We start from the raw sequence: 20178 nt of genomic DNA on the forward strand, positions 1-20178 counted from the left end.
GCGGACAGATCCGGTCCTCGAACGATCACGTTCGACGCACCTCCGGAACGGGAACAGGCCAAGGGATGCACGACGTACGCAAGTGGAGCGCGCCACTCCTGCGCCTGGTGGGACGCCGCGGGGAACCGGTGGTCGTCCAGACGCTGCGGTCGGCCGCCGCGGCCACGATCGCCTACGTCGTCGCGCTGCGCCTGAGCCCCGAGCCGGCCCCGCTGACCGCGCCCCTGACCGCCCTGCTGGTCGTCCAGGTCACCTTCTACGCCACGCTCACCAACGGCATCCGCCGGGTGAACTCGGTGGTGGCCGGGGTGCTGGTCGCCATCGCCTTCAGCCTGCTCGTGGGTCTGACCTGGTGGAGCCTCGCGCTGCTGATCGTGGCCTCGCTGGCCGTGGGACACCTGGTGCGCGTAGACGAGTACGTGGCCGAGGTGGCGATCAGCGCCATGCTGGTACTCGGGGTCACCACCGTCGGTTTCACCGCCTGGGCGCGGATCGTGGAGACGCTGATCGGCGCGGTCGTCGGCATGGCCTGCAACCTGCTGCTCCCGCCCCCGGTCTGGGTGGACGAGGCGGGCCAGTCGATCGAGGGCCTGGCGCGCCGGGTACGGCAGTTGATGCTGCGCATGGGCGAGGAGGCCGCGGGCCGTACACCCTGGGAGCGGGCGGCCGAGCGGCTGCACGAAGCGCGCCGGCTGGACCACGACATCGTCCAGGTGGACGCGGCGCTGCGGCAGGCCGAGGACAGCCTGCGGCTCAATCCGCGCGTCAAGGAGGGCCTGCTGCACCGGGTGGTGCTGCGCACCGGACTGGACACGCTGGAGATCTGCACGGTCGTGCTGCGGGTGCTGGCCCGTTCCTTCACGGACCTGGCGAAGGCCCGCGGCCCAGAGGAGATGTTCCCGCCCCGGGTCGGGGCGACCGTGGAACAGCTGCTGTCCGAGATCGGCGACGCCGTGGTCAGCTTCGCGGTGCTGGTGACCACCCACCTGAGCGAGAACGCCGAATCGGCTGAGGCGCGCCTGGCGGCCGAGCTGACCACGGCGGCCGCCACCCGCGACCGGCTCGCCGAGCTGCTCGGCGAGGAGATCCGCGAGGACTCGACCAACTGGCACCTGATGGGCGCCGTGCTGACCGAGGTGAACCGGATCATCGACGAACTCGACACCGAGCACCGCGCCCGCCGCCTGCTCGAGGAGCTGGACCGGGTGTCCCGGGAACACCGGGCCAAGCTGCCCAGGATGAACCGGCTGCGCGAGCGCCTCGGCGTCCAGGAGGAGCTGTGGCGGAACCGGACGGGGGTCAGCGGGCGTTCTCGGTGAGGGAGCGCCGGGGCGGGGCCGGCGCCGAAAGGCGAGGGAGCGGGCCTATGGCCGACACCGGGGTACGGATCGACGGGAACACGCTGCGGCTGCCCGGCGGGGTGGCGGTGCGGTTCATCCGCACGCTGCGGCTGCCGGAGACGGGCACGCATCCGCTGCCGCCGGGGCTCGGTGAGTTCCCGGTCCGGCGGGTGTCCGACTACGCCGACCGGGTCCCCGAGGAGTGGCGGGCCCGTGGTGGCGTGATGCTGCCGGTGTATCTGCGAGAGGCGATGTGGCTGAGTTTCGCCGGTACGACGGAGCCGGCCGCCCTCCAGGTCGGCGTCGGCAAGGTGTGCGCCGTCTCCGGGAAGCCGTGGCGCGACCGGCTCTCCCGTGACCCGCAGAACTACGTGGTGCTGCCCCGCCAGCCCTGGCTGGACGGCATCAACTCGGGCAAGGGGACGGTCCGCCAGTTCGTCGCCGTGCCGCTCGGTCTCGGTGCGACCGTGGAGGGACAGGTCACCGGCGAGGAGGTGTGGGGCGGCGTACAGCTGCAGTCGTTCCCGCTGACGGACGAGGCCCTGGGTGAGTGGCGGCGCCTGGAGCGGGAGCGGGAGCGGAGGGCGCGGGCGGCCGGGAAGGTCCACGGCTACGGCCCGCCGCTCCCCATGGCCGCCGCCGCACCCGGCGGGCCCCTGCCGCCTCCCTCCGCCCCGGCCGCACCCGGCGGACCGCCCACGGCTCCCCCGCGGCGCGCGGCGGCCATGGGCCTGGGTGTCGGCGGCTCGATGCGCCAGGAGGTCTACGAGGACGAACGGCCGCTCACGGACTGGTCCGGGACTCCCTCCGGGCGGGTGTTCGTCCACCTGGTCACGCCCCCGGAGTGGCGTCGCATCACGGGCGAGGCGCCGCCGCCGTCACCGGTGGACCGGGCGGCCTACACGAGCGCGGGGCTGCCCTGGTTCGACTACTACGACGAGGACGCCGAGGACCTCGCCCCCACGGAGACCCTGGAGGGCGTCAAGCCGGTCGGCGACTGGCTCGGGGACGACCTGGACCCCTGGCAGGAGCCGCACCCGGGCCAGGTGACACCGCTGAAGGACGCGCCGGGCAAGCCGGTCGACGACGGGGAGTGGTAGCCGGGACAGGCATTGCACCCTGCGCAACACCCGTTGCCGTTCTTGCCTTTGACGATGGATCCACGCCAAGGTGGCTGTCACGAGCGGGGCAACCGAAGACCTGAGGTGCGGGATGGACAGGGACGCGCGGGCGACGCGATGGGAGTCCCCCCTGCTCGAGCGAAGCCGAGAGCCTGGGGGAAGCTGGACCAGGCGCCGGTTCGTCGGAGCGGTGGCGGGCACGGCCGTCGTGGTGGCGGTGCCCTCACCGGCGGCCCCGCCGGCGGACAGCGCACCGGCGGCAGCCAAGGGACCGGCGACGCGGCCGGCCGCTCGGCCGTCCCGGAAGGACCCCCGCCCTCACCCGCTCCACCTCGGCACCTACACCTCCGTCGAGGGCGGCGGCACCGGGATCGGGCTGGCCACGTACGACCCGGCGACGGGCCGGATCACCGGCTCGGGAACGCTCACCGGAGTACCCGACCCGTCGTACCTGGCACTGCACCCGGACGGCCGCACGCTGTACGCGGTCGACGAGCGCGAGGACGGCGCGGTCACCGCCGTACGCCTCGCCGACCGGCGGATCCTCGGCAGCCGGAGCACGGGCGGGGCGGGACCCTGCCATCTGTCGGTCCACCCGGGCGGCCGCTGGCTGCTGAGCGCCAACTACCAGTCGGGCAGCGTCGCCGTGCACCCCATCGACGCCTCGGGCGCCCTCGGCGAGCGCACCGACCTGGTCACGCACGGCACGCCGGCACCCGGCCCGGGCCAACAGGGCCCGCACGCCCACCAGTTCATCACGTGCCCCGACGGCGGCCATGTCCTCGCCGTCGATCTCGGCACCGACACCGTCTACACCTACCGCCTCGACCAGGCGAAGGGCACGCTCACCGAGGCGGCCCAGGCGCACACCCGGCCGGGCGCGGGCCCGCGCCATCTGACCTTCCATCCGGGCGGCCGGTACGCCTACCTGGCCAACGAGGTGGACGACACCGTCACCGTCTGCGCCTACGATCCGGCCACCGGGCGCCTGACCATCGGCGACCCGCAGCCCACGGGCTCGGAATCCGGCACCAACTACCCGGCCCAGATCCTGGTGACCGCGAACGGCTCGTACGCCTTCCTCGCCAACCGCGGCCACAACAGCATCGCCCGGTACGCCGTCGAGGCGGACGGAGCCCGGCTACGGCTGCTCGGCACGGTGCCGGCGGCCGGGGACTTCCCCCGTCAGATCGCCTTCTCACCGGACGGCCGACTCCTGTTCGCGGCGAACCAGCGCTCCGGCACGGTCAGCGTCTTCCATGTGGACCCCGAGCACGGTGAACTACGCCTGGCGGGCGAGCCGTTCGCATCACCCGTCGCGGTCTGCGCGTTGCCGCTGTAGCGCACCGGGGCGGACCGCGGCTGCCATACGGGGTGAACTACGCCCCACAGACCAGCCGTTCGCATCACCCGTCACCCTCCGCACGCTGCCGCTGCAGCGCGCGAGGGCAGGCCGCGGCGCTCGCCTGGGCCAGTAGGGCGTGCATGCGTTCGGTGAGTTGGGTGACGTCGTCGGCGGGGGTGTGGAACGTCAGGCGTACGTCACCGTGGGCGCGGGTGCGTTCGATGCGCAGGGTGAGGCCGTGCCGGTCCACGGCGAGGGGCGTCACCCGGGTCGCGGCGTGCAGGCTCTCGGGCCGCACGAGCCGGGTGAGCCGTTCGACGGCGTCCGGGTGGGCGTCGGCGAGGTGGGTCAGCAGCCGGGCCTCGGCGAGTGCCAGCGGGTCGGGACGGGCGGCGGCGAACTCGTCGAGGTCGACGAGCACGGCACCGGACGGCTGCCGCAGCACCACCCGCGTGGGCCGGAAGAGCAGCGAGCCGTCGTCGACGGGCGCGAACCAGCCGGCCAGCCACAGCCTGGCGCGGATGCGCTGCCGTACCGGGACGGGGGCCACGTCGGCGAACTCCAGCACGGCCGACGGCTCCCCGCGCGGGGCGCACAGCGCGGCCGCGAGCAGGGCGCTGTCCTCGGGCACGTCGAGCAGTACCCCGCCGTCCTCGGTCACGGAGTGCGCGCCTACGTACTCCTCGCGGGCACCGTCCGCGGTCACCCCGCACGACCACGCGGCGGCGAGCACCGACCGCGCCCGCTCCGCCGCACCGGGTCCGGCCGCCCAGTCCTGCGTGTCACCCATCCCGAGACCTCCTTAGGTAAGCCTTGCCTAACTTATCGAAGATCCGGGCGCACGCCAACCACGTCCCAGCAAAGACGAGGAGTTACGCGAGGACGCCCAGCAGGGCACGCGCACACAGGTCGCGCACCTGCTCCCGGGCCAGACCCTCGTCGCGCAGCCACTCCAGGCAGACGGCCGTGGTGAAGGCGAGCCAGCCGCGCACGGCCAGGCGTACGTGCGGGGCACCGTCGAGGACCGGACCGAACTCGGGGTCCGCGGCCAGCGCGGCGAGGATCTGCTGCTCCTGGGCGGCGAGGGCCCGTTGGTAGACGCGGCGCACGGCCTGGTCGCCGGCCGCGTCGGCGCGGTGGAAGGCCCGGAAGCCGTGGGCGTGGGCGTGGACGTAGCCGAGATAGGTGTCGAGGCTGGCGGCGAGCTGCTCGCGCAGCGGCACCCCGGGCACCGCCGCCGTCATGCGCAGCATCCGCTCGCTCTCGCGCTCCACGACCGCGGCGAAGAAGTCCCGCTTGGTCGGGAAGTAGTGGTACAGCAGCCCGCGGGAGACTCCGGCGATCTCGGCGACCTGCTCGATCCACACGTCGTCGTAGGGACTCTCCGAGAACAGCCTCGCCCCGACCGACAACAGCTGCTCACGGCGTTCCTCGGTGCTGAGTCTGCGCCGGGCTCGCTCCCCCTGGTTCGCGGGCATGGCGTCACTCTACTTGACGCGGGTTCAACAAGCGGACCACACTGGAACACGTTATTGAACTCACGTACAACTCGCGCGTCACAGGTTCGACCATCCGCTGGATCAAGGGAGATCGCGTCATGGCGGGGACGAGGGAGACCGGGCTGCCCAAGGGGTTCCGGGGCGCCGAGCAGGGCTGGCCGGAGCTGCACCGCATCCCGCATCCGCCGCGCCGGGTGCCGCTGGCCGGCGATGTGCTGGGCGTCGACCGGCGCCGGCCCGTCCAGGACTCGATGCGCTTCGGGCGCGAACTGGGCCCGATCTTCCGGCGTCGGGCCTTCGGGAACGAGTTCGTGTTCCTGTGGGGCTCACGCCTGGTCGCCGATCTCGCCGACGAGTCCCGGTTCGCCAAGCATGTCGGCCTCGGGATAGCCAATCTGCGCCCGGTCGCCGGCGACGGCCTGTTCACGGCGTACAACCACGAGCCGAACTGGCAGCTGGCCCACGACGTCCTCGCGCCCGGCTTCACCCGGGAGGCCATGGAGGGCTACCACGGCATGATGCTGGCGGTCGCCGAGCGGCTGACCGGCCACTGGGACCGGGAGCTGGCGGCCGGGCGGGCGGTGGACGTGCCCGGCGACATGACCAAGCTGACCCTGGAGACGATCTCGCGCACCGGGTTCGGGCACGACTTCGGCTCCTTCGAGCGGGACCGGCCGCACCCCTTCGTGACGGCGATGGTGGGCACGCTCACCTACGCCCAGCGGCTGAACAGCGTGCCCGTGCCGCTGGCGCCGCTGCTGCTGCGCGCCGCCGCCCGGCGCAACGCGGCCGACATCGCCCACCTCGACCGCACGGTCGGCGAGCTGGTGACGGCCCGGCGCCGCTCGGGCGGCGGGGACGGGGACCTGCTGGACCGCATGCTGGCGACGGCCCACCCCGAGACCGGGGAGCGGCTGTCGGCGGAGAACGTCCGCAAGCAGGTGATCACGTTCCTGGTGGCGGGCCACGAGACCACCTCGGGCGCGCTCTCCTTCGCCCTGTACTACCTGGCCCGGCACCCGGAGGTCGCCGCCCGGGCCCGCGCCGAGGTGGACCGCGTCTGGGGCGACAACCCGGAACCCGGCTACGACCAGGTCGCCAAGCTGCGCTACGTCCGCCGGGTGCTGGACGAGTCGCTGCGGCTGTGGCCGACCGCGCCCGGCTACGCCCGGGAGGCCTTGCAGGACACGGTGCTGGCCGGGGAGCATCCGATGCGGCGCGGCGCCTGGGCGCTGGTGCTGCTGCCGATGCTGCACCGCGACCCGGAGGTGTGGGGCGAGGACTCCGAGCGGTTCGACCCGGACCGGTTCGACGCCGCCGCCGTGCGCGCCCGTCCCCCGCACACCTTCAAGCCGTTCGGGACCGGCGCGCGGGCCTGCATCGGCCGCCAGTTCGCCCTGCACGAGGCGACCCTCGTCCTCGGCCTGCTGCTGCGCCGCTACGAGCTGCGGCCGGACCCGGACTACCGGCTCCGGGTCACCGAGCGCCTGACGCTGATGCCGGAGGGCCTGCGGATGCATCTGGAGCGCCGCACCACCCCCGTGCCCGCAGCGGCCACACCGGTCACGGTCCCGGACGACGGCTCGGGGTCAGCCGGCCGCTGCCCAGTGCACGGGGCGGGCGAGTGACCCCGGCAGCCTGGTGCCGGCGCTGCCCCGTGCGGCGTTCAGCTGCGGCTGGGTGAGGAAGAAGGCGCCGGTGAGGTCCGCGTCGGTCAGGTCGGCGTCGCGCAGGTCGGCGCCGATCATGTCGGCTCCGCGCAGGTCGGCGCCGGTGAGGTCGGCGGCGATGAGGTAGGCGCCGCGCAGACTGGCACCGCGCAGGTCGGCACCCCTGAGCCGGGCCCCGATGAGGTCGGCGCCCCGCCGGTCCTTCCCCTTGCCCTTCTTGCCCTTCTTGCCCTTGTCGCCCTTGCCGCTCTTGCCGTCGGTGACGCTCGCCCGGGCCAGGTCGCTGGTACGCAACAGGAGCACGTTGACCTCCTGGCGGTGGGCAGCCACGTCCAGCGCGGCCAGTTCCCCGGGGGTCTGCCGGGTGAGCCGCTCGGTCTCTTCCAGCGCCCGGCGCAGATCGGCGTGGACGGGCCGGGCGGCGTCGAGACCCAGCGCCTCGGTCAGGTACCAGAGCAGTTCGTGCAGCTGGCGCACGACCGGGAACACGTCGAACATCCGGCGGGCGTGCTCCTTCGAGCCCGTACGCCAGTCCTGCCCGCCGAAGGTGACCTGCGAGACCTTCTGCCCCGCGCCGAAGCAGTCGTAGACCGTGCAGCCGGCGAAGCCCTTCTGCCGCAGGCCCTCGTGGATGCCGCACCGGTGGTCGCCCTGGAGGTTGGGGCAGGGCTTGCCCGCGGGCTTGTCGAGGGCGAAGTCCGCGGAGGCGGCGAAGGGCAGCGCGACGCAGCACAGCCCGAAGCACTGGGCGCAGTCGCCGCGCAGGGCGGAGCGGTCGGTGGTCTGATCCGGCATACCGTCCAGCCTACTGACCTGCGGAACTTGTCCTGACCACGGCGGCTCGGTCACCCCTCCAGCACCGGCAGGTCCAGCCGGGCGATGCGGTCCGGGTCGGCGAGGATGTACAGGCCGGTGATGCGTCCGTCGACGATCGTGAACGCCGTGACCGACACGGGCCGTCCCTCGGGCACGGTGACCAGGCCCACCGCTCCGTTGACCAGCACGGGGCGGGCGTACACGGCCAACCGGGAGAACATCGAGGCCTGTTCGGCGACCCTCCGTGCCCCGTGCACGGCCTTGGAGGCGGCCGCCCCGCGCACCAGGGCGCCGGCGTCGGCACGCAGCGTCGCGTCCGGGTGGAGCAGGGCGAGGAGCGCCTCGAAGTCGCCGCCGCGCGAGGCGGCCAGCCATGCGTCGACCACCTGCCGCTGCCGGCCGAGGTCCGGGTCGACCGCGGGGGTCGAGCCCTGCACCCGGCGGCGGGCCCGGCTGGCCAGCTGCCGGGTGGCGGCCGGGGTGCGCTCCACGATCGCGGCGATGTCGTCGAAGGGCACGGCGAACATGTCGTGCAGGACGAACGCCAGCCGCTCGGCCGGATCCAGGGTCTCCAGCACGACGAGCAGGGCGAGCCCGACCGAGTCCGCCTCCAGCACCTCCGCCTCCGGATCCACCTGGGACAGGGGACGGACCAGCGGGTCGGGCACGAACATGTCGTCCATCGGCTCCTCGCGGCGGGCGGTGCGCGAGCGCAGCATGTCCAGGCAGACCCGGCCGACGACCGTGGTCAGCCAGCCGCCGAGGTTCCTGATCTCGTCCGGGTCGCTGCGGCCGAGCCGCAGCCACGCCTCCTGGACCGCGTCCTCCGCCTCGGCGAGCGAGCCGAGCATCCGGTAGGCCACCGCGCGCAGTTGCCCGCGGTGCTCCTCGAAGCGGTCGGCGAGGAGGTCGGTGCCGTTCATGGGGTCCCCGTTCGGTGGTGGTTCGTCGGCCGGGCTATCGGTGGAACAGTTCGAAGGCCACCGCCGGCTTCCCGCCGAAGCGTTCCCCGGTGGCGGTGGTCGTCTCGGTCAGGAAGTCACGGACGTACGTCTCCGGGTCCTGTTCGGTCAACGCCTCTATGTAGGTGCGGTGTTCCAGCAGGGAGCCCACCGCGCGCTCCAGGCCGACCGTCGCGTCCACGGCGTGCGTGGGGCTGCTGGAGCCGGCGACGGCCACCCAGCGGACGCCGTTCCAGGGCTCCAGTCCCTGCTCGGTGAGTTCCGGGAAGATCCAGCGGTTCCCCGCGTCCGCGGCCGCGTCCAGCGTGGCACGGCCCACGGCCACGTGGTCCGGGGTGTTCCAGGCGACACCGCCCCAGGTGTCGCGGTGGTTGAGGGTGATGACGAGTTCGGGGCGGTGGCGGCGGATCGCGGCGGCTATGTCGCGGCGCAGCGCGGGGCCGTACTCGATGACGCCGTCCCGGTGGCCGAGGAACTCCACGGTGCTGACGCCGACGACGGCCGCGCTCGCCCGCTGCTCGCGTTCGCGCAGCGGACCGCAGGTGGCGGGGTCGAGGGTGTCGATGCCCGCCTCGCCGCTGCTGGCCAGGACATAGGCGACCTCGCGGCCTGCGTCGGTCCAGGCGGCGACCGCGGCCGAGCACCCGTACTCCAGGTCGTCGGGGTGAGCGACCACGGCGAGGGCACGCTGCCAGTCGTCGGGCAGGGGCTGGAGCTGGGTGATCTTCGGCTCGCTCATGGCCGCAGACTATGCGGCCGCGCCTGTGTCGCAACTCCTTTTTCAGCGTGGGCTTCTCACGGGTGGTACGGCGGTGGTGTGCGGGCTGGCGGACGCGCCCTCGGTGCTCAGCTGGACGGCCACTGAGGTCGGTCGGAGGCAGAGTGCGGTACGGCGTTCTTCGGCGCCCTCCCCGGTGAGCGCCCGCCCGGACACCGGCCAGGGCTGCGGCCCCGCAGGGGCCCGCGGAGACGCCGAGTGCGGCGAGGCCGGCGGCCGCGCGGACCACGGCAGAGCCCTCGGGGAGGACTCGTTGTGCCGCACCCTGCCTCACACCTCGTCGCGGGTCAGCGCGAGCAGCCGGTCCAGGACCCGGGGTGCTCCGGCGCGCAGGCCGTCGTGCTCGAACTCGTCGGTGACCCAGGTGCGCAGGCCGCGGACGGCGCGGGCGGTCCGCAGCGAGTGGGCGGTGTCCACGTACATGTCGTCGTGGTAGATCGCCGCGGCCACCGGAACCTCGTTGGCGGCGAGGCGGGCGGGGTCGTACAGCGGCTGCCAGTCGGTGCGGGCGGCGAGCAGCTCGGCGGTCTCGCGCAGCGGGCGCAGGGCCGGGTCGGTGTCGAACATCCAGGGGTGGACCGTCTCACCCGTGAACAGCACCGGGGCGTCTCCGGCGATCGCCTTGGCCGCGTCGAACTGCGGAAACTCCGCGCGGACCCGCTCGGCGGCCCAGGCGGTGGGGCGCGTGTCCTGGCCGTAGATCGCCTCGTGGACGAGGGCGTACAGCGGGTGCCCCGCGTACGACAGCAGGCCCTGGACCGCTTCCTGGAAGGCGTCGGACAGCTCGAGGCCGCCGGGGGTGCGGACGAAGGCGTCCTCCAGGAGGTGGTGCAGACGGTGGCTGCCGTCGCTGGCGCCGAGCATCAGGCCCAGGGACTGGAAGGCCTCGACGGTGAAGCGGTAGCCGCCCGGCAGCACGACGTCGTGGGTGAGGAGGTGGTCGGCGACGCGGCGGGCCCGCTCCACGTCCTGCGGGTAACGGGCGTAGTGCGCGGCGACCTTGCGTTCGACGCGCGGGTAGGCGGCCCGGTAGACGTCGTCGGCGTGGGCGTCGAGGGAGGGCAGGCCGCCGGTGATGACGGCGGTGCTGAGCCCCTCGGGGGCCAGGGAGAGGTACGACACCGTGCAGAAGCCGCCGAAGCTCTGGCCGAGCACGGTCCAGGGGGCACCGCCCGTCACCTCGGGGCGGATGGCCTCGCAGTCGCGCACGATCGAGTCGGCGCGGAAGCGGGTGAGGTAGCCGGCCTGCTCGGCAGGGCCGCCGCGCAGCGGGAGCGTCTGCCGGGTGGCGGGCGTGGAGCGGCCGGTGCCGCGCTGGTCGAGGAGGAGGACACGGTAGTCCTTGAGGGCGCGGTCGAGCCAGGCCTGCCGTCCGATGAAACGGTTCGCCCCGAAGCCGGGCCCACCCTGCAGATACAGCAGCCAGGGCAGCTCCTGGCCCGCCTTGTCACTCGCGACGACCTCCCGGGCGTACAGCTCGATGGTCTCGCCGTCGGGGTCGCCGTGGTCGAGGGGCACGGTGAAGTGACGGTCGGTGAGGACGACGCCGGGCTGGCGGTAACTGAGGCTCAACGGGTCTCCCGGGACGGATGGGTCGGACGCGTCCCAGTTCAGCACATGGACGGCGGTGAGCCGAGCCCCGGGATCATGGATCGTTACTGAACTTTCGGTCAGCGGGCGGCCAGGCTGGAGCGACGGACCACCAGCTCCGGCTGGAGTACCACGCGCCGGTGTTCATGGGCGCCGGCACCGCCCTCGGTCTCGGTCTCCTCCAGCAGCAGCTCGGCGGCGAGGGCACCCATGGTGACGGCGGGCTGCCGTACGGAGGTGAGCGGTACGGCGGCCGCCGCGGCGAACTCGATGTCGTCGTAACCGACGATCGCGAGGTCGTCGGGGACGGTGACGCCCGCCGCGTACATGGCCTGCAGGACGCCGAGCGCGAGCAGGTCGTTGGCGCAGAAGACGGCTGTGGGCCGGTCGGCGAGGCCGAGCAGGCGGGCGCCCGCGTCCCGGCCGGCGGCCACGTCGAGCCGCTCGGTGGGCAGCTCGCGCAGCGCGTCGGGGCCGAGCCCGGCCTCGGCGAGGGCGTTGAGCGCGCCGATACGGCGGTCGCGGACCTGGTTGAGTCCGGGCGGGCCGCTGACGTAGGCGATGGAGCGGTGCCCGGCGTCTACCAGGTGCCGGACGGCGAGGGCGCCGCCCGCCACGTCGTCCACGGAGACCGAGCACTCGGTGGTGCCCTCGGCGACCCGGTCCACCAGCACGAAGGGGATGCCGTGCCGGCGGAAGGCCTCGATGTTGCGGCCGGTGGCGTCGGCCGGGGTGAGCAGCACCCCGCGCACCCGCTGCTCGGCGAAGAGGGAGAGGTACTCGGCCTCCTCGGCCGCGTCCTGCGCGCTGTTGCAGACCATCACGCCGACCCCGGCCTGGCGCGCGGCCCGCTCGGCCCCCCGTGCGACGTCCACGAAGAAGGGGTTGCCCATGTCGAGGACGAGCAGACCCATGATCCGGCTGCGTCCCGCGCGCAGCTGGCGCGCGGACTCGCTGCGGACGTAGCCGAGCCGGTCGATCGTGGACAGCACCCGGGCCCGGGTCTCGCTGGCGACGGTGTCCGGGCGGTTGATGACGTTCGACACCGTGCCCACCGACACTCCGGCGGCGCGGGCGACGTCCTTGATACCCACCGACTGGGCCATCGGGCGGGGACCTCCAGGGAAACGAGGGGCGGCGGGAAGGCCTTCACATTACCGTCATCGCCGCCCAGAACAGACCGGTCACGCAGGGAGTGCGAAGTCCACGACATGCAGGGGCGAGGGGGTGGTGCCGCTCGACTTCTCCTGGTACATGAAGGACAGCACGTCGTCCGCCTTCACGCGCATCTCGTCGATCACGACCTCCCCGAACGCGTTCAGGTCACCGCCGTCGTACAGCAGCGTCCAGTCCGTGTACCCGGAGGACTTCGAGGCACCGGCGATCCGGCCGTACGGGAAGATCGCGTAGGCGTTGTCGTACCTGTCCAGGACCAGCTTGGTGCGCTGGCTGGAGTTCAGCGCGAGGGGGATCTCGGTCTTCTGCCAGCTGCCGGAGGAGTTCTTGCGGAGGTGGAAGGCGCGGCCGTTCGCGGTGCGGTCGGCGACGTAGTTCGTGGTGCACTGGCCGAAGCGGCCGGGGACGTAGCTGATGATCGCGTGCGGCAGGCCGGCCGAGTCGGTGGCCTGGCTCTCCTGGTTCATCAGGGAGTGGTCCGGGTTCAGGGGGTCGACGACGAGTCCGGCGTCGCCGACGGCGACCGTGTCCGAGGTTCCGGTGGTGGCCACGACCGTGCCCGCGTCGTTGCGCCAGGTGCGGCCGCGGTCGGTGGAGTAGACGTAGCCGGTGTCGTGGTTGGTGATGCCGCCGCTGTCGCACATCACTGCGGCGTTCTGCTCGCGCCAGGTGAAGAAGGCGTGCAGCCGGCCGCCCGCGTCGTAGTCGATACCGTGCAGGTACATGTTGCGGGCGGTGCTGGAGCCGTGCGAGCTGGCGTAGGTGCCGGTGGAGCTGCTCCACTCCCCCAGCGCGGTCCAGGCCGAACCGTCGTACTCCGCAAGGGCGTTACGGCCGTTGCCGGAGATGCCGACCCGGTAACCGAGCTGGAGCCTGCCCTCGGGCGTCGAGACGAACTGGGGGTAGGTGAACTGCGAGGTGAGCGCGAGCCCGTCGAGGGTCGTCTGTACGGCACCGAAGACGGACGAGGTCCAGGCCGTGGACCCAGGGCTGTCCAGGAGTCCGGCGACCGACTTCACGTAGAAGAAGCCGTCGCTGTGCGAGTCCATGTTGAGGTGGAGACGGCCGTCCGTCTTCGAGACGCCCATGGAGACGACGTTGTGGGAGTCGTCCCTCTTGAGGGTGTGGGACAGGGTGACGGCCGACCAGGTCGAGCCGCCGAGGACCCGGCGGGCGACGACGGCGTTGCGGGTCGAGGTGTACCAGGCGGCGTACTGGTAGCCCTTGTAGGTCAGCAGGCCGTTCTTCTGGAAGGAGTTGTTGTTGACCAGGCCGTCGTAGGACACGAAGTAGATGGCCTGGCTGTCAAGTCGAGTGGTGCCCTTCTTCGTTACGGACGGGCCGGGACCGGCCGCGTTCGCGGTGCCGGGGGCCGCCACCGCGGCCAGGAGGGCGGTCGCCAGCACGGTGCGTCTTCTCATCAGCGAGACTCCAGGGTCAGGCCAGGTGGAACACTTCGGTGAGCGGTTTCATGGCCTCGTCGGGCCGGGCGCCGTCCAACGACTCGAAGAACGGCGCCATCTCCGCCTGCCAACGGGCGTTGATGCCGGTGGCCTCCATGCCGGCCTGGGCGGCGGCGAAGTCCTCGGTCTCCAGGTAGCCGACGAGCAGGCCGTCCTCACGCAGGAAGAGCGAGTAGTTGTGCCAGCCGGTCGCCCGCAGGGCGTCGAGCATCTGCGGCCACACGGCGGCGTGCCGCTCGCGGTACTCGTCGAGCCGGTCCGCCCGGACCTTCAGCAGGAAGCACACGCGCTGCATCAACAGCCCCTCGATCACTAGAAGTTGAACTGGCCGATGTTCTTGGCGTCGAACACGGTCGGCTTGCCCAGGTTGATCACGCCGTCCTTGCCGATGGTGTACGTGGTGCCGCCGGCCTTGAAGGTCTCGCCCTCCTTGCCGGTGATCTGCCCGGACACCAGGGCGACGGCGGTGCGGGCGGCGAGGTCGCCGAGCTTGGCCGGGTCCCACAGCTCGAAGGCGTCGACGGTGCCGTTCTTGACGTACTTGCGCATGTCGTTTGGCGTGCCGAGGCCGGTCAGCTTGACCTTGCCCCTGTACTTGGAGCCGGACAGGTACTGGGCGGCTGCCTTGATGCCGACGGTGGTCGGGGAGATGATCCCCTTCAGATCCGGGTGCTCCTGGAGGAGGCCCTGGGTCTGCTGGAAGGACTGCTGGGCGTCGTCGTTTCCGTAGGCGATCTTGACCAGCTTGATGTTCTTGTACTTGGGGTCCTTCAGCTCGTCCTTCATGTAGCCGATCCAGGTGTTCTGGTTCGTCGCGGTCTGCGCGGCGGACAGGACCGCGATCTCGCCCTTGTACCCGATCTGCTCGGCGAGCAGCTGCACCTCGGTACGGCCCAGGTCCTCGGCGGACGCCTGCGAGACGAAGGCGTTGCGGCAGCCGGGGTTGGTGTCGGAGTCGTAGGTGACGACCTTGATGCCGTTGCTCATGGCCTGCTTGAGCGCGGTGCACAGGGCTCCCGGGTCCTGCGCGGACACGCTGATGGCGTTCACCTGCTGCTGGGTGAGGGTGTTGACGTAACTCACCTGGCCGGAAGTGTCGGTGGCACTGCTCGGGCCCACCTCCTTGTACCTGGAGCCCAGTTCGGTGAGGGCCTTCTCGCCGCCCTTGTCGGAGGTGGTGAAGTACGGGTTGTTGACCTGCTTGGGCAGGAAGCCGACGGTCAGCCCCTTCTTGGTGGCCGCGTTCGGATCGGCCTTGCCGGCGGAGGCGGCCGAGGCGTTGTCGTCCTTGACGTCGTTCTTGGTGGTGCCGCCGCAGGCGGTGAGGGCGAGGGCGAGAGAGGTTCCGGCCGCGAAGGCGGCGCAGGTGCGGCGGAGGGCTGACTTGCGCATGGCGATGGTCCTTTACGGGGGTGAGCGGAGGTTACGAGGCCGGAGTCGAGGCGGTGGCTCTGCGGCCCGCCTTCGCCACCGAGATCTGGTGTGCGACCCGGGGGCCGAGCACGGAGACGACGAGCAGGACGCCGGTGACGACGATCTGCGACTGCGCGGAGACGTTCAGCAGGCTCATCACGTTCTGCAGCGCGCCGAGCAGGAAGACTCCCGCGATCGCGCCGCCGAGCGTGCCCTTGCCACCGTCGAAGTCGATCCCGCCGAGCAGCACGGCCGCGACGACGGAGAGTTCGAGTCCGGTGGCGTTGTCGTAGCGGGCGCTGGCGTAGTGCAGCGCCCAGAAGATCCCGGTGAGCGAGGCCATCAACCCGGTCACCGTGAACAGGATCAGCTTGTGCCGCTTGACCCGTATCCCGGCGAAGCGCGCAGCCTCCTCGTTGGCACCGATCGCGAACAGCGACCGGCCGAACGGGGTGGCGTGCAGGACGACCACGGCGATGGCGAGCAGGGCCAAGAAGGGCAGGAAGGCCTGCGGCAGGAACGTGTCACCGAGGCGTCCGGCCGCGAAGTCCAGGTACTGCGTGGGAAAGTCGGTCACCGCGTCGGAGCCGAGCACGATCTGCGCGATGCCCCGGTAGGCCGCGAGCGTGCCGATGGTGACGGCGAGGGAGGGCAGCCCGAGCCGGGTGACGAGGAGGCCGTTGACCAGCCCGCACACCACACCGAGCAGGAGACAGATCGGGATGATCGTCTCGATGGCCATGCCCTCGTTCCACAGCTTGCCCATCACCGCGCCCGACAGGCCGGCCGTCGAGGCGACCGACAGGTCGATCTCTCCGGCTACCACCAGGAGAGTCATCGGCAGGGCGATCAGGGCGACCGGCAGGGTGTTGCCGATCAGGAACGACAGGTTCAGGGCGTTGCCGAAGCCGTCGACGAAACCGAACGACAGCAGCAACAGGACGACCAGGAGCGCGCCGACAACCGTGTCCCAGCGGACCGCGCGTGTCAGGGACTCAGGCATGGCGGGCCTTCCTCTTCTTCAGGGCGGCGGCCACCCGCAGCGCGACGATCCGGTCGACGGCGATGGCGAGCAGCAGCAGGACGCCGTTGATGGCGAGCACCCACACGGAGCTGACGCCGAGGGCGGGCAGCACGCTGTTGATGGAGGTGAGCAGCAGTCCGCCGAGGGCGGCGCCGTAGACGCTGCCGGAGCCGCCGGTGAAGGCGACGCCGCCGACCACGACCGCGCTGACGACGGTGAGTTCGTAGCCGTTGCCGGTGCCGGAGTCGACGTTGCCGAACCGGGCCAGGTACAGGGCGCCGGCGAGTCCGGCGAGGGCGCCGCAGATGGTGTAGGCGGCCAGGATCCGCTTGCGCACGGGGATGCCCGCGAGGCGGGCGGCCTCCGGGCTGGAGCCGAGCGCGTACAGCTCACGGCCGCTGCCGAAGTGTCTGAGGTAGTAGGCGGTGGCGACGAGTACGGCGAGGGCGATCAGGGCCGGCCAGGGGATCGCCGAGAGTCCGCCGGAGCCGAAGTCGACGAATCCGCCGGGGAGATCGGCCGCGGTGATCTGCCGGGAGCCGACCCAGATCGAGTCGATGCCGCGGATGATGTAGAGGGTGCCGAGCGTGACGACGAGCGCGGGCACCTGGCCGAGGCTGACGAGCAGGCCGTTGAGGAGACCGAGGCCGACGCCGAGCAGGACGGCGAGGGCGATCGCGACGACAGGGTTCCCGCCTGCGTGGAGGTAGGTGCCGGCCGCGAAGGCGCTGATGCCGAGAGTGGAGCCGACGGACAGGTCGACGTTCCTCGTGATCACCACCAGGGACTGGCCGGTGGCGACCAGCACCAGGATCGTGGCGTTCAGCAGCAGGTCCTTGATGCCCTGCTCGGACAGGAACTCGCTGTTGCCCGCCTGGGTGACGGCGATCATCACCAGGAAGACGACCAGGATGGCGAGTTCGCGCATCTTGAAGACGCGGTCGACCAGCCGGGTGCCGCTGGACCCCGGCACCTCGGCGGGCGGTGCGTGGTCGGGTGCGGTCACCGTCATGCGGCGGCCCTCCCGGTGGCTGCGGCCATCACGGTTTCCTCGGTGGCTTCGGAGCGGGGGATCTCGGCGGTGATCCGGCCCTCGTGCATCACCAGCACGCGGTCGGCCATGCCGAGGACCTCGGGCAGATCGGAGGAGATCATCAGGACGGCGACCCCGTCGGCGGCGAGCTGGGACAGCAGCCGGTGGACCTCGGCCTTCGTGCCGACGTCGATGCCGCGGGTGGGCTCGTCCACGATCAGTACCTTCGGGCCGGTGGCCAGCCACTTGGCGAGGACGACCTTCTGCTGGTTGCCGCCGGAGAGGGTGGAGACGGCGTCGGCGATCCGGGCGTACTTCACCTGGAGCTTGACCGCCCAGTCGAGGGAGCGGCTGCGTTCGGCGCCGCGGTCCACCAGCCCGGCCTTCACCGTCGTACGGAGTCCGGTCAGGCCGATGTTCCGCTCGATGGACATGTCCATCACCAGGCCCTGCGCGCGCCGGTCCTCGGGGACCAGGGCGAGTCCGGCGGCCATCGCGGTGGAGGGCGCGCCGTTGGTGAGCCTGCGGCCGTCGACCTCGACCTCCCCCGCGTCCCAGCGGTCGACGCCGAAGACCGCGCGGGCGACCTCGGTGCGACCCGCGCCGACGAGGCCGGCGAGGCCGACGATCTCGCCGCGCCGGACCTCGAAGGAGACGTCGGTGAAGACGCCTTCGCGAGTCAGCCGGCGCACGCTCAGGGCGACCTGGCCGGGCGTGACCTCCTGCTTGGGGTAGAGCTCGTCCAGGTCACGGCCGACCATGCGACGGACCAGGTCGTCCTCGGTCATGCCGTCGAGGAGCTCGCCGGCGATCCAGGCCCCGTCCCGCAGGGTGGTCACCCGCCGGCAGATCTGGAAGATCTCCTCCAGCCGGTGGGAGATGAACAGGACGGCGGCGCCCTGTTCGCGCAGGGTGCGCACGACGCTGAAGAGGCGGGCGACCTCGCTGCCGGTCAGGGCGGCCGTGGGCTCGTCCATGATCAGGACGCGGGCGTCGAAGGAGAGGGCCTTGGCGATCTCCACGATCTGCTGGTCGGCGATCGACAGACCGCGGGCCGGGCGGTCGGGGTCGAGGTCCACGCCGAGCCGCCGCATCAGGGCCGCGGTGGCCGCGTGGGTGGCCTTGTGGTCGATCCGGCCGAGGGCACGGCGGGGCCGGCGGCCCATGAAGATGTTCTCGGCGATCGACAGGTCGGGGAAGAGGGTCGGTTCCTGGTAGATCACGGCGATGCCGGCGTCGCGGGCGTCGCCGGGGCTGTGGAAGACGACCGGCTCGCCGTCGAGCAGCACCTGACCGGCGTCCGGTCGGTGCACGCCGGCGAGCGTCTTGATCAGGGTCGACTTGCCCGCGCCGTTCTCGCCGGCGAGGGCGTGCACCTCGCCGGGGAACAGCTCCAGGGAGACGCCGCGCAGGGCGCGTACGGCGCCGAAGGACTTGGACACGTCCCTCAGGGCCAGCACCGGGGCCGGTCCCGGGTCAGGCGGGTGGGTCATGGATGGCTCCTCGACGACGCCCGCGGCGGTCCCGACGGCATCGTGAAAGGTTTCAACTGGATTGCCGGGACGTTAGACATCCCGGCCATGTCACGTCAATGGGTCCGTGTCGAAAAAATTTCGATAGCCTAAGGTCACGGCCGGGTCACGGAAAACAGGGTTGGCCAGAGCGCTTGACACCCCTTGAGAGGGCCCATAGCTTGCGCTCCTGAATCGTTTCACGCATTACGTCGTTCGACCGGACCCCACGGACCCCACAGGAGCCCTCAGGTGACCGACCTCGCCGCGGTGAAGGCCGCGCTCAAGACCCAGGCCGTCGAGACGCCGTCGTGGGCGTACGGGAACTCGGGGACGCGGTTCAAGGTGTTCGCCCAGCGAGGTGTGCCACGCGATCCGCAGGAGAAGCTGGAGGACGCGGCGCAGGTGCACGCGTTCACCGGCGTTGCCCCGACCGTCGCCCTGCACATCCCGTGGGACAAGGTCGAGGACTACGCGGCCCTGGCGAAGTTCGCCGAGGAGCGTGGGCTGAAGCTCGGCGCGATCAACTCCAACACCTTCCAGGACGACGACTACAGGCTCGGCAGCATCTGTCATCCGGATGCGGCGGTGCGCCGTAAGGCCGTCGATCATCTGCTGGAGTGCGTCGACATCATGGACGCGACGGGGTCGAAGGACCTGAAGCTGTGGTTCGCGGACGGTACGAACTATCCAGGGCAGGACGACGTACGGGCGCGGCAGGACCGGCTGGCCGAGGGGCTGGCCGAGGTGTACGAGCGGCTCGGCGAGGGGCAGCGGATGCTGCTGGAGTACAAGCTCTTCGAGCCGGCGTTCTATACGACCGACGTCCCGGACTGGGGCACCGCCTACGCCCACTGTCTCAAGCTCGGTGACAAGGCCCAGGTGGTCGTCGACACCGGGCACCACGCGCCCGGGACCAACATCGAGTTCATCGTCGCCACGCTGCTCAGGGAGGGGAAGCTCGGGGGGTTCGACTTCAACTCACGGTTCTACGCGGATGACGACCTGATGGTGGGAGCCGCTGATCCGTTCCAGCTCTTCCGGATCATGTACGAGGTCGTGCGTGGGGGTGGGTTCACCTCCGAGGTCGCGTTCATGCTCGATCAGTGCCACAACATCGAGGGGAAGATTCCGGCGATCATCCGGTCGGTGATGAATGTGCAGGAGGCTACGGCGAAGGCTCTGCTGGTCGACCGGTCGGCGTTGGCCGCGGCGCAGGTCTCCGGTGATGTGCTGGGCGCCAATGCCGTGTTGATGGATGCGTACAACACGGATGTGCGGCCGTTGCTTGCGGAGGTTCGGGAAGAGATGGGGTTGGACACCGATCCGTTGGCTGCGTATGCGCGGTCTGGGTGGGCGGAGAAGATCGTTGCCGAGCGGGTTGGTGGCGAGCAGGCGGGGTGGGGGGCGTAAGCGTCCGCCGGGTTCTGTTCGTTG

At 71.6% G+C, this 20178-nt stretch carries 18 protein-coding genes; 5 read left to right on the plus strand and 13 right to left on the minus strand.

The window, feature by feature from the left end; all coding sequences use genetic code 11:
- The first annotated feature begins 65 nt into the window (after positions 1-65).
- The 3 genes from ACWC5O_RS05185 (at position 66) to ACWC5O_RS05195 (ending at position 3803) form a co-directional block, all read left to right on the plus strand.
- Complete coding sequence (locus ACWC5O_RS05185; RefSeq protein WP_450582387.1) at positions 66-1319, plus strand: FUSC family protein; 1254 nt, start codon at positions 66-68, stop codon at positions 1317-1319.
- Between the two features lie 47 nt (positions 1320-1366).
- Positions 1367-2440, plus strand: coding sequence for a hypothetical protein (locus ACWC5O_RS05190; protein WP_450582389.1), 1074 nt, complete (start codon positions 1367-1369; stop codon positions 2438-2440).
- 211 nt (positions 2441-2651) lie between these two features.
- The gene (locus ACWC5O_RS05195; RefSeq protein ID WP_450582391.1) at positions 2652-3803 is read left to right on the plus strand and encodes a lactonase family protein; all 1152 of its coding nucleotides are present in this window, start codon (positions 2652-2654) and stop codon (positions 3801-3803) included.
- A 64-nt stretch (positions 3804-3867) separates the two neighbouring features.
- On the opposite strand, the gene ACWC5O_RS05200 is transcribed toward ACWC5O_RS05195, so the two are convergent.
- The gene (locus tag ACWC5O_RS05200) at positions 3868-4596 is read right to left on the minus strand and encodes a DUF2470 domain-containing protein (protein ID WP_450582393.1); all 729 of its coding nucleotides are present in this window, start codon (positions 4594-4596) and stop codon (positions 3868-3870) included.
- Between the two features lie 82 nt (positions 4597-4678).
- Positions 4679-5284 (minus strand): TetR/AcrR family transcriptional regulator, encoded by a 606-nt coding sequence (locus ACWC5O_RS05205; protein ID WP_450582395.1) that lies wholly within the window; start codon positions 5282-5284, stop codon positions 4679-4681.
- A gap of 119 nt (positions 5285-5403) precedes the next feature.
- Here ACWC5O_RS05205 and ACWC5O_RS05210 point away from each other — a divergent pair, with 119 nt between their 5' ends.
- The gene (locus ACWC5O_RS05210; RefSeq protein WP_450582396.1) at positions 5404-6933 is read left to right on the plus strand and encodes a cytochrome P450; all 1530 of its coding nucleotides are present in this window, start codon (positions 5404-5406) and stop codon (positions 6931-6933) included.
- Here ACWC5O_RS05210 and ACWC5O_RS05215 read toward each other — a convergent pair.
- The 11 genes from ACWC5O_RS05215 to ACWC5O_RS05265 form a co-directional block, all read right to left on the minus strand.
- Positions 6895-7770 carry a pentapeptide repeat-containing protein gene (locus ACWC5O_RS05215; protein ID WP_450582398.1) on the minus strand — a complete coding sequence of 292 codons (876 nt, stop codon included), beginning with the start codon at positions 7768-7770 and terminating at the stop codon, positions 6895-6897. The two genes, ACWC5O_RS05210 and ACWC5O_RS05215, sit on opposite strands and share 39 nt — an antisense overlap.
- 50 nt (positions 7771-7820) lie before the next feature.
- Positions 7821-8714, minus strand: a complete 894-nt coding sequence (gene sigJ, locus ACWC5O_RS05220; RefSeq protein WP_450582400.1) for an RNA polymerase sigma factor SigJ — start codon at positions 8712-8714, stop codon at positions 7821-7823.
- Positions 8715-8748: 34 nt separating this feature from the next.
- A complete protein-coding gene (locus ACWC5O_RS05225) occupies positions 8749-9492 on the minus strand; it encodes a PIG-L deacetylase family protein (protein WP_450582401.1) in 744 nt (247 codons plus the stop codon).
- A gap of 309 nt (positions 9493-9801) precedes the next feature.
- Entirely contained in the window at positions 9802-11103 is a 1302-nt protein-coding gene (locus ACWC5O_RS05230; protein ID WP_450582403.1) for an alpha/beta fold hydrolase, read from the minus strand.
- Positions 11104-11201: 98 nt separating this feature from the next.
- Positions 11202-12227, minus strand: a complete 1026-nt coding sequence (locus ACWC5O_RS05235) for a LacI family DNA-binding transcriptional regulator (RefSeq protein ID WP_450582405.1) — start codon at positions 12225-12227, stop codon at positions 11202-11204.
- A 78-nt stretch (positions 12228-12305) separates the two neighbouring features.
- The gene (locus ACWC5O_RS05240) at positions 12306-13718 is read right to left on the minus strand and encodes a BNR repeat-containing protein (RefSeq protein ID WP_450582407.1); all 1413 of its coding nucleotides are present in this window, start codon (positions 13716-13718) and stop codon (positions 12306-12308) included.
- A gap of 16 nt (positions 13719-13734) precedes the next feature.
- Positions 13735-14055, minus strand: a complete 321-nt coding sequence (locus tag ACWC5O_RS05245; protein ID WP_450582409.1) for an L-rhamnose mutarotase — start codon at positions 14053-14055, stop codon at positions 13735-13737.
- 17 nt (positions 14056-14072) lie between these two features.
- Positions 14073-15152: a rhamnose ABC transporter substrate-binding protein gene (gene rhaS / locus ACWC5O_RS05250; protein ID WP_450582410.1), complete on the minus strand. Its 1080-nt coding sequence runs from the start codon at positions 15150-15152 to the stop codon at positions 14073-14075.
- Between the two features lie 31 nt (positions 15153-15183).
- The gene (locus tag ACWC5O_RS05255; protein ID WP_450582412.1) at positions 15184-16176 is read right to left on the minus strand and encodes an ABC transporter permease; all 993 of its coding nucleotides are present in this window, start codon (positions 16174-16176) and stop codon (positions 15184-15186) included.
- A complete protein-coding gene (locus ACWC5O_RS05260) occupies positions 16169-17209 on the minus strand; it encodes an ABC transporter permease (RefSeq protein ID WP_450582414.1) in 1041 nt (346 codons plus the stop codon). Before ACWC5O_RS05260 ends, ACWC5O_RS05255 begins: the two co-directional genes overlap by 8 nt.
- A complete protein-coding gene (locus ACWC5O_RS05265) occupies positions 17206-18723 on the minus strand; it encodes a sugar ABC transporter ATP-binding protein (protein ID WP_450582416.1) in 1518 nt (505 codons plus the stop codon). Before ACWC5O_RS05265 ends, ACWC5O_RS05260 begins: the two co-directional genes overlap by 4 nt.
- Before the next feature lie 270 nt (positions 18724-18993).
- Here ACWC5O_RS05265 and rhaI point away from each other — a divergent pair, with 270 nt between their 5' ends.
- Complete coding sequence (gene rhaI / locus ACWC5O_RS05270; protein ID WP_450582417.1) at positions 18994-20154, plus strand: L-rhamnose isomerase; 1161 nt, start codon at positions 18994-18996, stop codon at positions 20152-20154.
- The last annotated feature ends 24 nt before the right edge of the window (positions 20155-20178 follow it).

The organism is Streptomyces sp. NPDC001450 (assembly GCF_053597295.1).

Coding starts and splice junctions, on each gene's coding strand:
- ACWC5O_RS05185 (WP_450582387.1), top strand. CDS start 66: ATGCACGACGTACGCAAGTGGAGCGCGCCACTCCTGCGCCTGGTGGGA.
- ACWC5O_RS05190 (WP_450582389.1), top strand. CDS start 1,367: ATGGCCGACACCGGGGTACGGATCGACGGGAACACGCTGCGGCTGCCC.
- ACWC5O_RS05200 (WP_450582393.1), bottom strand. CDS start 4,596: ATGGGTGACACGCAGGACTGGGCGGCCGGACCCGGTGCGGCGGAGCGG.
- ACWC5O_RS05205 (WP_450582395.1), bottom strand. CDS start 5,284: ATGCCCGCGAACCAGGGGGAGCGAGCCCGGCGCAGACTCAGCACCGAG.
- ACWC5O_RS05210 (WP_450582396.1), top strand. CDS start 5,404: ATGGCGGGGACGAGGGAGACCGGGCTGCCCAAGGGGTTCCGGGGCGCC.
- ACWC5O_RS05215 (WP_450582398.1), bottom strand. CDS start 7,770: ATGCCGGATCAGACCACCGACCGCTCCGCCCTGCGCGGCGACTGCGCC.
- sigJ (WP_450582400.1), bottom strand. CDS start 8,714: ATGAACGGCACCGACCTCCTCGCCGACCGCTTCGAGGAGCACCGCGGG.
- ACWC5O_RS05225 (WP_450582401.1), bottom strand. CDS start 9,492: ATGAGCGAGCCGAAGATCACCCAGCTCCAGCCCCTGCCCGACGACTGG.
- ACWC5O_RS05235 (WP_450582405.1), bottom strand. CDS start 12,227: ATGGCCCAGTCGGTGGGTATCAAGGACGTCGCCCGCGCCGCCGGAGTG.
- ACWC5O_RS05240 (WP_450582407.1), bottom strand. CDS start 13,718: ATGAGAAGACGCACCGTGCTGGCGACCGCCCTCCTGGCCGCGGTGGCG.
- ACWC5O_RS05245 (WP_450582409.1), bottom strand. CDS start 14,055: ATGCAGCGCGTGTGCTTCCTGCTGAAGGTCCGGGCGGACCGGCTCGAC.
- rhaS (WP_450582410.1), bottom strand. CDS start 15,152: ATGCGCAAGTCAGCCCTCCGCCGCACCTGCGCCGCCTTCGCGGCCGGA.
- ACWC5O_RS05255 (WP_450582412.1), bottom strand. CDS start 16,176: ATGCCTGAGTCCCTGACACGCGCGGTCCGCTGGGACACGGTTGTCGGC.
- ACWC5O_RS05260 (WP_450582414.1), bottom strand. CDS start 17,209: ATGACGGTGACCGCACCCGACCACGCACCGCCCGCCGAGGTGCCGGGG.
- ACWC5O_RS05265 (WP_450582416.1), bottom strand. CDS start 18,723: ATGACCCACCCGCCTGACCCGGGACCGGCCCCGGTGCTGGCCCTGAGG.